This is a genomic window from Mesocryomonas fontinalis, from assembly GCF_055730125.2.
This window is the reverse complement of sequence record NZ_JBUZWG020000005.1, coordinates 244,238-258,600: the sequence shown is the minus strand read 5'-3', so window position 1 is coordinate 258,600 and position 14,363 is coordinate 244,238. Positions and strand designations below refer to the sequence as shown.

Sequence of the window (14,363 nt, the reverse complement as noted above, 5' to 3'; positions counted from 1 at the left end):
CGGTTTGCGGAAGCAGGGCATCACCGGTATGGGCTGGATGAAATCGCCGACAGCGACCCTGGAGAGGTTCACATGAGTGCCATCATCAAGGATCAGATCATCGCTCTGCTGAAAGGCCTGGACGCGCCCGACGGCAAGGGCGATGTCGTTTCCCGCGGCATGGTCTCGGATATTTTCATCGCCGACGGCAAAGCCTTCTTCTCTCTCTCGGTCCCGGCTGAGGAGGCCCAGCGTTTCGAGCCGTTCCGGCAGGACATCGAGCGCAGGCTGACGGGCATCGAAGGCGTGAGATCGGGGATGGTGGCGCTCACCGCGGAGAAGACCGCGGGTACCGGCGCCCCTGTCCCACCGAGGCCGGCACCTGCGGCCACCGCGGGGCATACACACAGCCATTCGCATGGACATGCCCATTCCCATGCACCGGCCGGCTCCCGTCCTGCGACGCCCGCAGTTCCCCCGGCGCCCCGGACGAACACCGCAAAGCCCGGTGTCCCCGGCATCGACCGCATTATCGCGGTGGCGTCGGGCAAGGGCGGCGTTGGCAAGTCGACCACGGCGGTCAATCTGGCGCTCGGTTTCGCAGCGCTCGGGCTCAAAGTCGGCATCCTCGATGCCGACGTCTACGGTCCATCGATACCGCGGTTGCTCGACATCCGCGAGAAGCCCAAAAGCAACGGCCGCATCATCATTCCGATCGAGGCTTACGGGCTGAAGGCGATGTCGATGGGCCTTCTCGTCGACGAGGAAGTGCCGATGATCTGGCGCGGGCCGATGGTGATGTCCGCGCTGACGCAGATGCTGCGGGAGGTCGAGTGGGGGAAGCTTGACCTCCTCGTCGTCGACTTGCCACCCGGCACCGGTGATGCGCAGCTGACGATGGCGCAGCAGGTACCGCTGGCCGGCGCCGTCATTGTCTCGACGCCACAGGATCTCGCTTTGCTCGATGCCCGCAAGGGCCTTGCGATGTTCCGCAAGGTCGACGTGCCGGTGCTCGGCATCGTCGAGAACATGAGCTATTTCCTCTGCCCCTCCTGCGGGGAGCGTTCGGACATCTTCGGCCATGGCGGCGCGCAGGCCGAGTCCACGCGGCTCGGGGTGCCGTTTCTCGGCGAGGTTCCGCTGCACATGCGGATCCGCGAGACGTCCGATGCGGGCCGCCCGGTGGTGGCCTTGGAGCCGGATGGGCCGCACGCTGCGATCTACAAGTCGATAGCTGCCAATACACTAACCGCAATGGATTCCGTGGCATCGCGTAAAATACCGGCGCCGCGGATCGTTTTTGAGTGAATGATCAAAAATTAAGCTTGCATCGAATTCGCTGAAGCTATGGGATGCGCCTCCATGCGAGCATGCCAAGGCCAGGCCTTTGCGAGCGCAAATTTGGCTTTCAATACATCGGCTTTCAATACAACGGAGATCGCGAATGAAAATTGTAACGACGCTTCTGGCTGCGACGGCGCTTGCCCTGACCCTTGGTTCGGCGGCTTCCGCCAAGTCGCTGGTCTATTGCTCGGAAGGTTCGCCGGAGGGTTTCGATCCCGCGCTGTATACCGCCGGAACCACCTTCGATGCGTCGTCGAAGCCGGTCTACAACCGTCTGGTCGAGTTCAAGCGCGGCACCACCGAGGTCGTGCCAGGCCTCGCTGAAAGCTGGGAAGTCTCCGAGGACGGCCTCGTCTACACTTTCAAGCTCCGTCCGGGCGTCAAGTTCCAGACCACGGACTTCTTCACCCCGACCCGCGACTTCAATGCCGATGACGTGCTCTTCACCTTCAACCGCCAGAGCGACAAGGCGAACCCGTACTTCTCCTACGCGGGCGACACCACCTGGGGCTACTACAACGACATGTCGATGCCGACGCTCGTCAAGTCGTTCGAGAAGGTCGACGATCTGACGGTCAAGCTGACGCTGACGACCCCCAACGCGCCGATGATCGCCAACCTCGCGATGGATTTCGCCTCGGTCATGTCGAAGGAGTATGCCGACAAGCTGCTCGCGGACGGCACGCCGGAGAAGCTGAACCAGCAGCCGCTCGGCACTGGTCCGTTCGCCTTCGTCGCCTACCAGCAGGACGCGGTCATCCGCTACAAGGCCAACCCGGAATACTGGGGTGGCAAGCAGCCGATCGACGATCTGGTCTTCGCGATCACCCAGGACGCCTCGGTGCGCCTTCAGCGCCTGAAGGCCGGCGAGTGCCACGTCGCTGGATACCCGAACCCCGCCGACATCCCGGCGCTGAAGAGCGACTCGTCGGTGACGATGATGGAGCAGGCCGGCCTCAACGTCGGCTACCTCGCCTACAACGCCTCGCAGCCGCCGTTCGACAAGGTCGAGGTCCGCCGCGCGCTCAACATGGCGATCAACAAGGACGCCATCCTCGAGGCCGTCTACCCCGGCATCGGCCAGGTCGCAAAGAACCCGATCCCGCCGACCATGTGGTCCTACAACGAGAAGATCGTCGACGATAAGTACGATCCGGACGCGGCCAAGAAGATGCTCGACGAGGCCGGCGTCAGCGGGCTGAAGATGAAGGTCTGGGCGATGCCGGTGGCGCGTCCGTACAACCCGAACGCTCGCCGCATGGCCGAGCTGATCCAGGCCGATTTCGCCAAGGTCGGCGTCGAGGTCGAGATCGTGACCTACGACTGGACGCAGTACCTGAAGCTCGCAGGCGATCCGAAGCACGACGGCGCGGTCCTCGCGGGCTGGACCGGCGACAATGGCGATCCGGACAACTTCCTCGCCATCCTGCTCGGCTGCGATGGCATCGGCAGCGGCAACAAGGCTGCCTGGTGCAATAAGGACTATGACGCGCTGATCAAGAAGGCCGCCACGATCTCCGACCAGGCCGAGCGCAGCAAGCTCTATGCCGAGGCGCAGAAGATCTTCAAGGACCAGGCTCCCTGGGCGACGATCGCGCATTCGCTCGTCAGCCTGCCGATGTCCACCAAGGTCAAGGGCTACCTGATGGATCCGCTCGGCTCGCACCGCTTCGACGGCGTCGACATCGACGAGTAGACTGTTCTGAGGCTATAAAGAGCGTCGCCGGTCCGTCCGGCGGCGCTCATCTTTTTTGGTCTGTCGCACTGGGACGTCTCCCGGATGCGGCAGGCGTCAAGGGCACTTTCCATGTTCGGATTTCTACTCAAGCGGATTGGCCTGCTGATCCCGACCTTCATCGGGGTCACGCTTGTCTCCTTCTTCTTCATCCGGCTCCTGCCCGGCGATCCGATCATCGCGCTCGCGGGTGAGCGCGGCCTGTCGCCGGAACGGTACCAGCAGCTCGTCGTGCAGTTCGGCTACGACAAGCCGCTCTACACGCAGTACTTCATCTACTTCTGGGACATCCTTCGGGGTGATTTCGGCAATTCGATCACCACCAAGCAGCCGGTGCTGCGTGAGTTCATGGCGCTGTTTCCGGCGACGATCGAACTTTCGCTGGTCGCCATGCTGTTTGCCGTGGTCATCGGCATTCCCGCCGGCGTCTTCGCAGCGATCAAGCGCGGCACCTGGTTCGACCAGTCGATCATGGGAACGGCGCTCGTCGGCTACTCGATGCCGATCTTCTGGTGGGGGCTTCTCCTCATTATCTTCTTCTCCGGCTATCTGCAGTGGACGCCGGTGTCGGGGCGCATCTCGCTGATGTACTTCTTCCCGCCGGTCACCGGCTTCATGCTGATCGACAGCCTTCTGTCGGGGCAGTCCGGCGCCTTCAAATCGGCATTGAGCCATCTCGTCCTGCCGGCCATCGTGCTCGGCACGATCCCGCTCGCCGTCATCGCACGCCAGACCCGTTCGGCCATGCTGGAAGTCCTGGGCGAGGATTACGTCCGTACCGCCCGCGCCAAGGGCCTGTCGCGCTTTCGCGTGGTCGGCATCCACGCACTGCGCAATGCGCTGATCCCGGTGATCACCACGATCGGCCTGCAGGTGGGCGTGCTGCTGGCCGGCGCGATCCTGACCGAGACGATCTTCTCCTGGCCAGGGATCGGCAAGTGGATGGTCGATTCGGTGTTCAAGCGCGACTATCCGGTGGTGCAGGGCGGACTGCTGTTCGTCGCCGTCATCATCATGGTCGTCAATCTCTTGGTCGATCTTACCTACGGCCTCATCAACCCGCGGGTTCGCAACTCATGAGCATCGACGCACAGAAGGCCGCCGAGGGCGTCGGCACGGATATCCCCACCGCCAAGCCGCGCAGCATCAGGGCGCAGCAGTTCTCCGAGTTCTGGTTCTATTTCTCGGTCAACAAGGGTGCCGTGCTCGGCCTCGTGGTGTTCGCGCTGATCGTGTTCGCGGCGGTGTTCGCGCCGCTGATCGCGCCGCACAGCCCGACGCTGCAGGACCGCACCGCGCTGCTGATCCCGCCGTTCTGGCAGGAGGGCGGTCGCATCGCCTTTCCGCTCGGCACCGATGCCGTCGGCCGTGATGTCCTCTCCCGGCTGATCCACGGCGCACGCTTCTCGCTGTTCGTCGGCGTCTTCGTGGTGTCGATCGCCGTGTCGACCGGCGTCGTGCTCGGCCTGATCGCCGGCTACGTCCGCGGCTGGGTCGACACCGTTATCATGCGGGTGATGGACATTATCCTGGCGTTCCCGTCGCTGCTGCTGGCACTCGTGCTCGTCGCGGTGCTCGGACCCGGCCTGGTCAACGCGATGATCGCCATCGCCCTCGTGCTGCAGCCGCATTTCGTTCGGCTCGCCCGCGCCTCGGTGATGGCCGAGAAGCAGCGGGAATACGTTACCGCCGCCCGCGTCGTCGGGGCAGGGCCGCTGCGGCTGATGTTCAAGACCATCCTGCCGAACTGCCTGGGCCCGCTGATCGTCCAGTCGACGCTGTCCTTCTCCAACGCCATCCTCGACGCGGCCGCGCTCGGCTTCCTCGGCATGGGTGCCCAGCCGCCGACGCCGGAATGGGGCACGATGCTGGCCGAGGCCCGCGAGTTCGTACTGCGGGCCTGGTGGGTCGTCACCTTCCCCGGTCTCGCCATCCTGATCACGGTTCTGGCGATCAACCTGATCGGCGACGGCCTGCGCGATGCGCTCGATCCGAAGCTGAAGCGGAGTTGATGCTTGGGGGGAGATTGGGTTGGTCCTGTCGTCGCTGCGACCCTGATCTCCTCCTTCATTGCGGCGATCGGGTGGTACGTCAGTTGGCGAAGCTCAAATGCCATCGAAGGGTGTCGGCGGGCAAAGCGGATAGGAGACTATCTGGCCCTCAAGGATTTCGCAGCGATCCTTGGCAAGGACGCGGTGAAGTCTCTCGAGGCTTCCTTGAAGCTGTGACCTAGTAGATCGGCCGGGGTCCCGTAGGACCGCTGATCGGTTTGGGTCGTTCCTGCGGGTTGGTTGTCGACATAGCGTTCTCCTTCGGGTTGGAATCTAAGATGAAAAAGTTGGTGATGTAAGGCATGGCTCTCCTCTCCCTTCGCAATCTCACCGTCACCTTCGACACCGCGTCGGGCCCGTTCAGGGCCGTCGACGGCATCGACCTTTCCGTCGATGTCGGCGAAGTGCTGGGCATTGTCGGCGAGTCCGGCTCGGGCAAGTCCGTCGCCATGCTGGGCGTCATGGGGCTACTGCCCGGGACCGCCACCGTCACCGCCGACGAGATGACCTTCGAAGGCCGCGACATGCTGTCGATGACCGGCAAGCAGCGCCGCGAGATCATCGGCCGCGACATCGCGATGATCTTCCAGGAGCCGATCGCCAGCCTCAATCCGTGCTTCAATGTCGGCTTCCAGATCGAGGAAGTGCTGAGCCAGCATCTCGGTCTCGGCGGCAAGGCGGCGCGGGCGCGGGCGATCGAGTTGCTGAACCTTGTGGGTATCCGCGATGCCGAAGAGAAGCTGAAGAGCTTCCCGCACCAGATGTCCGGCGGCCAGTGCCAGCGGGTGATGATCGCCATCGCCATCGCCTGCGGGCCGAAACTGCTGATCGCCGACGAGCCGACCACGGCGCTCGACGTGACCATCCAGAAGCAGATCCTCGACCTGCTGCTCGACCTCCAGCAGAAGCACGGCATGGCGCTGATCATGATCACCCATGACATGGGGGTCATCGCCGAGACGGCGGACCGCGTCATCGTCCAGTACAAGGGCAAGAAGATGGAGGAGGCCGACGTGCTGTCGCTCTTCACCGCGCCGAAGAGCAGCTACACCCGGGCTCTGCTGTCGGCCTTGCCGGAAAACGCCACGGGCTCGCGGCTGCCGACGGTGTCCGACTTCGTCCTCGCCGAAACCGCTGCGGGAGCAAGCGCATGAGCATCGTGATCGAGGCGCGCAACCTGAAGCGCGACTACGAGGTCCCTGCCGGCCTGTTCAAGCCGCTGAAGAAGGTGCACGCGGTCAAGGGCGTCAGCTTTTCGGTCGAGAAGGGCAAGACACTGGCGATCGTCGGGGAGAGCGGCTGCGGCAAGTCGACCCTCGCGCGCATCCTGGCGCTGATCGACGCGCAGACCGCAGGCGAGTTGCTGATCGATGGCCTGCCGGTGAACATCGGCGCTTCCAAGCCTGGAGCCGATCTCCGCCGCAAGGTGCAGATCGTTTTCCAGAACCCCTATTCCTCGCTGAACCCGCGGCAGAAGGTCGGCGACGTCCTGACCGAGCCGCTGGTGCTGAACACCCCGCACTCGGCGGCCGAAAGGCGCGAACTGGCGATGCAGATGCTGGTCAAGGTCGGCCTCGGCCCGGAGCACTACAACCGCTACCCCCACATGTTCTCCGGCGGCCAGCGCCAGCGCATCGCCATCGCGCGCGCGCTGATGCTGAACCCCAGCATCCTCGTCCTCGACGAGCCGGTCTCGGCGCTGGATCTTTCCGTCCAAGCGCAGATCCTGAACCTTCTGGCCGACCTGCAGCAGGAATTCGGCCTGACCTACGTCTTCATCAGCCACGACCTCTCGGTCGTCCGCTTCATCGCTGACGAGGTGATGGTGATGTACTACGGCGAGGTGGTCGAGCATGGGCCCAAGGCGAGCGTCTTCGCCGACCCGCAGCACGAATATACCCGCACGCTGTTTGCCGCGACGCCGATCACCGATGTCGACAGCATCCGCAAGCGGGTCGCTGCCAAGAAGGCCGCCGCAGCCGCCTGAGATCGGCGGCGGCGACGCTGCTTCCTTCGCCCCTCAGGGGAGAAGGTCGCGGCAGCGGGATGAGGGGCTGGCATGAGATGCCGGGCGCCGATCGGACTGCATCTGCGGTCCACCGCAGTACGGCTTCGGCGACCCTCATCGGCCTGCCGGCCACTTCTCCCCCTAGGTGAGAAGAACCAGGTTTTTCCGCCGCTCTAATTCCGTTTTTGGTGCCGGCCGAGTGCGGTGATGATTTCCTGGGCGCCGATGCGGCCGATGATGCGGCCCTGTTCGGACACCATGACCTCGCCGCCGCCCTCCGAGACCACCTCCATCACCTTGCGCAAGGGCGTGTGGCTGTGCGCCGAGCCGGCAATGCGGGCGTCGAGGCCGCCGGCTGCCCGGTCGAGCGGCACCATGACATCGCCAGCGGTCAGCACATTCAGCGGGTTCATGTGGGTGACGAAGGCGGCAACGTAGTCGTTGGCTGGCCGCATCACGATGTCCTGCGCCGTGCCGACCTGGATGATCCGCCCGCCTTCCATGATGGCGATGCGGTTGCCGAGCTTGAACGCCTCGTCGAGGTCATGGCTGACGAAGATAATGGTCTTCTTCAGCCGCGCCTGGATCTCCAGGAGTTCGTCCTGAAGCCGGGTGCGGATCAAGGGGTCGAGCGCAGAAAAGGGCTCGTCCATCAGGAGGATCGGCGCGTCCGTGGCGAAGGCGCGGGCGAGGCCGACTCGCTGCTGCATGCCACCGGAGAGCTGGCCGACCAGCGAATGGGCGCGGTCGCTGAGGCCGACCAGCTCGAGCTGGCGCATCACCCTGTCGCGCCGCTCGGTCTTGCCGCAGCCCGAGAGCTCGAGGCCGAGGCCGACATTTTCGGCGACCGAGCGCCAGGGCAGCAGCGCGAACTGCTGGAAAACCATCGCCACCTCGTGCCGGCGCAGCTCACGCAGGCGCTTGCCGCCGCAGTCCTTCGGATCGACCGGGCCACGGCCAGTGTCGACGACCACGCGTCCACGGGTGATCGGCGCGAGGCCATTGACGGCCCGGATCAGCGTCGACTTGCCGGAACCGGACAGGCCCATCAGCACGGCGATCTCGCCCTCGGCGATGTCGAGGCTGGCGTCGGCGACGCCCAGGATGACGCCGAGCTGCTCGTTGATCGCCTGGCGCGTCGCGCCGGCATCGACCAGCGGCAAGGCGGCCTCGGCCTTCTTGCCGAAGACGATGGAAACGTTCTGGAAGGAGACGATGGGCTTTGCCGTCGTCTGCGAAGGCGGGGAGCGGTCGATCGAGCTCATCGGCGGCCTCCTTCGTCGACGCGGAAGAAGCGATCGAGGATGATGGCGAGGAGCACGATGGCAAGGCCCGCCTCGAAGCCCTGGGCGATGTTGATCGAGTTCAGCGCCCGCAGCACGGGCACGCCGAGGCCTGGTGCGCCAACGAGGGCCGCGATCACCACCATCGACAGCGACAGCATGATGGTCTGCGTCAGGCCGGCCATGATCTGCGGCGCGGCATAGGGGATCTCCACCTTCATCAGCCGCTGGAACGGCGTCGCGCCGAACGCGTCGCCGGCCTCGATCAGCTGCAGCGGCGTCGAGGCGATGCCAAGGCGCGTCAGCCGGATGGGCGAGGGCAAGGCGAAGATCACCGTGGCGACGAGACCGGGCACCATTCCGAGCCCGAACAGGATGAGGGCCGGGATGAGGTAGACGAAGGTCGGAATGGTCTGCATGAGGTCGAGCACCGGCCGCAGGACAGCATAGAGCCAGGGGCGGCGGGCGGCGGCGATACCCACGGGTATGCCGATGATCATGCAGACGGACGTCGAGGCGATGACCAGCGCCAGCGTCTCGGTGGTTTCCTTCCAGTAGCCGAGATTGACGATCAGCAGGAAGCCGAGGATCGTGAAAAGGACGATCGGCACCGAGCGGCGCATGGCGTAGGCGATGGCGCCGAAAGCTGCGATCACCACGAAGGGATGTGGCGTCTGCAGAACGTAGAGGATGGCGTCGATAAAGGCTTCGAGGCCGACCTGGATGGCGTCGAAAACCCCGGTGAAATTGTCCGTCAGCCAGTCGACGAAAGCTGCGGCATAGCTGCCGATCGGCAGGCGGTGGCCTTCAATCCATTCCACGGGGCAACGTCACTCTCTTGTCGAAAGCCATGGCCCGGCTGGCGCCGGGCCTTCTGGCTGGAAGGGGGGAGGGCGCCGCCCTCGCTTGGGGTGCCGCGCTCAGCGAGCTTTCGCGGCGGTGCGCCTGGCTGTCAGGAGCCGAGAGCCGCCGTCACGGCAGGCAGCCCGTCCTTGCCGTCGATCGTGGTCACGCCGCCGAGCCAGCCCGTCACCGCATCCGGATTGGCCTTCAGCCAGGCCTTGGCCGCATCGGCCGGATCCTGTTTGTCGTCGAGGATCGCGCCCATCACGGCGTTCTCCATGTCGAGCGAGAAGGTGAGGTTGGCGAGGAGCTTGCCGACGTTCGGGCACTCGGCGGAGTAGCCGGCGCGGGTGGTGGTGTAGATCGTCGCCCCGCCGAGGTCGGGACCGAAGAAGTCGTCGCCGCCCGGCAGGTAGGCGAGCTTGAAGTTCTTGTTCATCGGATGCGGCGCCCAGCCGAGGAACACCACCGGCTTCTCCGACTTGGTGGCGCGCGCCACCTGGCTCAGCATGCCCTGTTCGGAGGATTCCACCAGCTCGAATTTTCCGAGGCCGAAGGCATTCTTCGAGATCATGTCGAGGATCAGCCGGTTGCCGTCATTGCCCGGCTCGATGCCGTAGATCTTGCCGTCCAGCTTGTCGGAGAACTTGGCGATATCGGCGAAGGTCTTGAGGCCCTCGTCGTAAAGGTACTGCGGCACCGCCAGCGTGTACTTTGCGCCCGTGAGGTTGGCCTTCACGCTGTCGACCGTCTTGTCGTCGAGATAGGGTTTCACGTCGGCGGCCATCGAGGGCATCCAGTTGCCGAGGAAGACGTCGATGTCCTTGTTCTTCATCGAAGCGAAGGTCACGGGAACCGAGAGCACCTTGGTGTCCGGCGTATAGCCGAGGCCCTTGAGGATTTCGTTGGTGACGGCAGTCGTCGCGGTGATGTCGGTCCAGCCGACGTCCGAGAAGCGCACGGTCTTGCACGCCTCGGGCTCGGCAGCGAAGGCCGGCCCGGCGACCGACAGGGCCAGTGCGAGAGCGGCGAGGGTGTGGGGAGCGCGCATGGATGCAGATCCTTCCAGTGTCGACCTCGGGGCGAAGGCCCGGGCGGATGTTTGATCTCTAGGCCCGACTATCGCGGACGCCTCGGCGGGACGCAAGCTTCAGGGAACACGCGGTTCACCAGGGATTAGCTGCCGGGGGCTCTTCCGGCGAATGTCAGAACGCGACGCGGTGCCGCGCAATTTCCGCGATCACAGCGTGATCGTCGTCGAATTCTTGATCTCTTCCATCACCGCATAGGTATGGGTCTCGCGAATGCCCGGCAGCGTCAGCAGGGCGTCCGACAGGAAAGCCCGGTAGGCCGTCATGTCCTTCACCCGCGCCTTCAGGAGATAGTCGAATCCGCCGGCCACCATGTGGCACTCCATGATGTCGCCATTGGCCTTGGCGGCGGCGGAAAAGGCGGTGAAGACGTCGTCCGTGGTCCGTTCCAGCTTGACCTCGACGAAGACGATCATGCCGCGGCCGAGCTTCTCCGGGCAGAGGATCGCGGTGTAGCCAAGGATGTAGCCGTCGCGCGTCAGCCGCTTCACCCGCTCCGATGTCGCGGTCGGCGAGAGATGCGCGCGTTCGGACAGTTCCAGATTGGTCAGCCTGCCATCGGCCTGCAGGGCGGCAAGGATCTTACGGTCTTTGGCGTCGATTTCGGTCATCAAGGATGGTTTTGGCGCCATCGGCCGTGAAAGTCACGGAAAAACCGGGCGAGATTGGCGAGATCGCCACCACGGACCGCTGATATTGTCGCTGACATCGCAACCTCGGGGTCATCCATGTCCGTCACTGCCCTTCGCCCGTTTTCCGCTCCTTTCGCGCCCGATGACGATGCCGCGGTGGCCAGCCTTCTGGCCAGCGCATCGCGCTGGACGCATGACGAGGCCTCGGTCGATACGACCGCCCGTCGCTTCATCGAGAACATCCGCGGCAAGGCCGGCGGCATCGGCGGCGTCGAGGATTTCCTGCGCGAGTTCGGGCTGTCGAGCCGAGAGGGCCTGGCGCTGATGGTGCTGGCCGAGGCGCTGCTGCGCGTGCCGGACGCCAAGACGCAGGACCAGCTGATCGAGGACAAGATCGGCGCCGGCGACTGGGTGTCGCGCGAGGGCGGCGAGGACCGCATGCTGACGGCTGCCTCCGCCTGGGCGCTCGGCATTTCCGCTCGCATCATCCGCCCCGGCGAGACGGCGACGGGCGTGCTCTCGTCGCTGGTCAAGCGCGTTGGTGCGCCGGCGGTGCGGACCGCGACGCGGCAGGCCATGCGCTTTCTCGGCCGGCACTTCGTGCTTGGCGAGAACATCGAGGATGCACTGGAGCGGGCGCGTGGCCTCGAGAAGAAAGGCTACCGCCATTCCTACGACATGCTGGGCGAGGGCGCCCGCACCCAGGCCGATGCCGACCGCTACTTCAAATCCTATGCCGACGCGATCGAGGCGATCGGGCGGAAGGCCGGCAACAAGGCGCTGCCGGACCGCCCGGGCATCTCCGTCAAGCTGTCGGCGCTGCACCCGCGCTACCAGTTGGTGAAGCAGACCCGTGTCATGGCGGAACTGGTGCCGAAGCTCGCCGACCTCGCGATGCGGGCCAAGAGCTTCCAGCTGAACTTCACCGTCGATGCCGAGGAGGCCGACCGGCTGGAACTGTCGCTCGACGTCATCGACGCGGTGGTGCGCAGCGCCGACTTCAGCGGCTGGGACGGGTTCGGCCTCGCCATCCAGGCCTACCAGAAGCGGACGCTTGCGGTGATCGAGCACATCGACGCGCTGGCCGCCGAGAAGGGCATCCGGATGATGGTGCGGCTGGTGAAGGGCGCCTACTGGGACACCGAGATCAAGCACGCGCAGGAGAAGGGCGTCGACGGCTATCCCGTCTACACCCGCAAGCCGGCGACCGACCTTTCCTACCTCGTCGCCGCCAAGGCGCTGCTCGACCGGCGCGAGCGGCTCTACCCGCAGTTCGCCACGCACAACGCCCTGACCGTCGCGACCATCCTCGAAATGGCCGGACGCCAGCCGACCGGGTTCGAGTTCCAGCGCCTGCATGGCATGGGCGAGGCGCTCTATGAGGCGGTGCGCGCGGAGTTCGGCGAGACGCTGGCATGCCGCATCTATGCACCGGTCGGCGGCTACCGCGATCTCCTCGCCTACCTCGTCCGCCGCCTCTTGGAGAACGGCGCGAATTCCTCCTTCGTCGCCAAGGTCGGCGACAAGGACGTTCCGATCGAGAGCCTGATCGAGCGACCGCGCGACATGCTGAAGGTCGGGCCGGGCCGCAACGCAAAGATCGGCTTGCCGAAGGACCTCTTCGGCGGCCGGCACAATTCGGGCGGTGTCGAGTTCGGCGACCGCAAGGCGCTCGGCGCCTTCATCGCCGACCGCGACAAGGCGCACGACAAGGCCATCGAGGCCCGCAGCGATTTCGACCATTCCGCCTCGGCCTCGGGCGCGGCGGTCCGCTCGCCGGTCGACGGCCATCTCGTCGGCGTCAGCCACCCGCTCTCGGCCGAGGCGGCGGTCCTCTTGATGAACGCCGCCCGCCGTGGCGTCACGGAGGCCGAACAGGTGCCGGCGGCAAAGCGCGCCGCCAGCCTGCGCAAGGCCGCCGACCTGATGGAGGCGCGTCGAGGCGTCCTGATGGCGCTGCTCGCCAGCGAAGCCGGCAAGACCGTCGACGACGGTCTTGCCGAAATCCGCGAGGCGGTCGACTTCTGCCGCTTCTATGCCGACGAGGCCGAGCGGCTGTTCTCGGCCCCGGTTCCGTTGCCGGGTCCGACCGGTGAGGAGAACCGGCTGCGCTACCGCTCGCGGGGCGTGGTGGTGGCGATCTCTCCTTGGAATTTCCCGCTGGCGATCTTCATCGGCCAGGTCGCGGCAGCCTTGGCCGCCGGCAATGTGGTGGTGGCGAAGCCGGCCGAGCAGACGCCGCTGATCGCCGGGCTCGCCGTCGACCTCCTGCGCGAGGCCGGCTTCGGCGATGCGGTCCTGCACCTCGCGCCCGGCGATGGCGCCACCGGCGCGGCGCTGGTGTCGCACCCGGCCACCGCGGCCGTTGCCTTCACCGGCTCGACCGAAACGGCGCACCTGATCAACCGGGCGCTGGCCGCCCGCAACGGCCCGATCGCGCCGCTGGTGGCAGAGACCGGTGGCATCAACGCCCTCATCGTCGACGCTACGGCTCTGCCCGAGCAGGTGGCCGACGACGTCGTCACCTCCGCCTTCCGCTCCGCCGGACAGCGCTGCTCGGCGCTGCGCCTTCTGTTCGTGCAGGAGGATGTCGCCGAGCGGATGACGGACATGATCGCGGGCGCGGCCGCGGAACTCACCATGGGCGACCCGCGCGATGTCGCGACCGATGTCGGGCCGGTGATCGACGCCGAGCAGAAGGCGATGCTGGAAGAACATCTCGCCCGCATGAGGAAGACCCAGCGCATTCGTTTCGCCGGCGCGCTGCCGGCTGGATTGCCGGCGGACGGCCACTGGGTCGCGCCGCATATCGTCGAGATCGATAGGCCGGAGGCGCTCGACCGCGAGGTGTTCGGGCCGATCCTCCACATCGTCAAATGGAAGGCCGGCGAGCTCGGCAAGGTTTGCGACGCCATCGAGGCAACCGGTTTTGGCCTGACACTCGGCGTCCACAGCCGCATCGACGAGACGATCCGGGCCGTGACCGAGCGGCTGACGGTCGGCAACATCTACGTGAACCGCAACATGATCGGCGCCGTGGTGGGGTCGCAGCCTTTCGGTGGCTCGGGTCTTTCCGGTACGGGACCGAAGGCCGGTGGACCGAACTACGTCACGCGGTTTGCCCGCGAGCAGGTGATCTCCACCAACACCGCGGCCGCCGGCGGCAATGCCAGCCTGATCGCGATGGAGGCATAGGAGCCAGCAAGGTCCTGCGCCGGAATCGGGCCGTCGATCGACAGGTTTGGGCAGGTCGGGTCACTGGATCGAGAAAGGCTCCAAGTCAGTTTCGATCCAATGACGGTCGGCATGATCGTCGCTTCAGGGACGCATCGGCAAGCCGCCGGCGGCTTCCTCCCGGTTGATCGGCAGCAGCGCGGCTCTTCCTGAAGATGATGCC

General features: G+C 65.5%; 11 protein-coding genes. 7 read left to right on the top strand and 4 right to left on the bottom strand.

Translation table 11 applies throughout. The features are described from left to right. Positions 1–72 precede the first annotated feature (72 nt). The 6 genes from ACZL02_RS14390 to ACZL02_RS14365 all read left to right on the top strand — a co-directional run bounded on the left by ACZL02_RS14390 (position 73) and on the right by ACZL02_RS14365 (position 7,096). A complete protein-coding gene (locus ACZL02_RS14390; protein ID WP_472938090.1) occupies positions 73–1,287 on the top strand; it encodes an Mrp/NBP35 family ATP-binding protein in 1,215 nt (404 codons plus the stop codon). A gap of 136 nt (positions 1,288–1,423) precedes the next feature. Further along, positions 1,424–3,019: an ABC transporter substrate-binding protein gene (locus ACZL02_RS14385; RefSeq protein WP_472936811.1), complete on the top strand. Its 1,596-nt coding sequence runs from the start codon at positions 1,424–1,426 to the stop codon at positions 3,017–3,019. 111 nt (positions 3,020–3,130) lie between these two features. Then, positions 3,131–4,138: an ABC transporter permease subunit gene (locus ACZL02_RS14380; RefSeq protein ID WP_472936812.1), complete on the top strand. Its 1,008-nt coding sequence runs from the start codon at positions 3,131–3,133 to the stop codon at positions 4,136–4,138. Next, on the top strand, positions 4,135–5,070 hold the full coding sequence (locus ACZL02_RS14375) for an ABC transporter permease subunit (protein WP_472936813.1): 936 nt from the start codon (positions 4,135–4,137) through the stop codon (positions 5,068–5,070). The genes ACZL02_RS14380 and ACZL02_RS14375 overlap by 4 nt, the downstream gene beginning before the upstream one ends. Positions 5,071–5,411: 341 nt before the next feature. Then, a complete protein-coding gene (locus ACZL02_RS14370) occupies positions 5,412–6,263 on the top strand; it encodes an ABC transporter ATP-binding protein (RefSeq protein WP_472936814.1) in 852 nt (283 codons plus the stop codon). After that, positions 6,260–7,096 carry a dipeptide ABC transporter ATP-binding protein gene (locus ACZL02_RS14365; RefSeq protein ID WP_472936815.1) on the top strand — a complete coding sequence of 279 codons (837 nt, stop codon included), beginning with the start codon at positions 6,260–6,262 and terminating at the stop codon, positions 7,094–7,096. The genes ACZL02_RS14370 and ACZL02_RS14365 overlap by 4 nt, the downstream gene beginning before the upstream one ends. 194 nt (positions 7,097–7,290) lie before the next feature. Here ACZL02_RS14365 and choV read toward each other — a convergent pair whose 3' ends face one another. The 4 genes from choV to ACZL02_RS14345 form a co-directional block, all read right to left on the bottom strand. Then, the gene (choV, locus tag ACZL02_RS14360) at positions 7,291–8,382 is read right to left on the bottom strand and encodes a choline ABC transporter ATP-binding protein (RefSeq protein WP_472936816.1); all 1,092 of its coding nucleotides are present in this window, start codon (positions 8,380–8,382) and stop codon (positions 7,291–7,293) included. After that, positions 8,379–9,221 (bottom strand): choline ABC transporter permease subunit, encoded by an 843-nt coding sequence (choW, locus tag ACZL02_RS14355; RefSeq protein WP_472936817.1) that lies wholly within the window; start codon positions 9,219–9,221, stop codon positions 8,379–8,381. The genes choV and choW overlap by 4 nt, the downstream gene beginning before the upstream one ends. Positions 9,222–9,352: 131 nt before the next feature. Next, positions 9,353–10,294: a choline ABC transporter substrate-binding protein gene (locus ACZL02_RS14350; RefSeq protein WP_472936818.1), complete on the bottom strand. Its 942-nt coding sequence runs from the start codon at positions 10,292–10,294 to the stop codon at positions 9,353–9,355. A gap of 189 nt (positions 10,295–10,483) precedes the next feature. Continuing rightward, positions 10,484–10,945 (bottom strand): Lrp/AsnC ligand binding domain-containing protein, encoded by a 462-nt coding sequence (locus ACZL02_RS14345; protein ID WP_472936819.1) that lies wholly within the window; start codon positions 10,943–10,945, stop codon positions 10,484–10,486. 117 nt (positions 10,946–11,062) lie between these two features. On the opposite strand from ACZL02_RS14345, the gene putA reads away from it, so the two are divergent. Next, positions 11,063–14,161 (top strand): bifunctional proline dehydrogenase/L-glutamate gamma-semialdehyde dehydrogenase PutA, encoded by a 3,099-nt coding sequence (putA, locus tag ACZL02_RS14340; RefSeq protein ID WP_472936820.1) that lies wholly within the window; start codon positions 11,063–11,065, stop codon positions 14,159–14,161. Positions 14,162–14,363 lie beyond the last annotated feature (202 nt).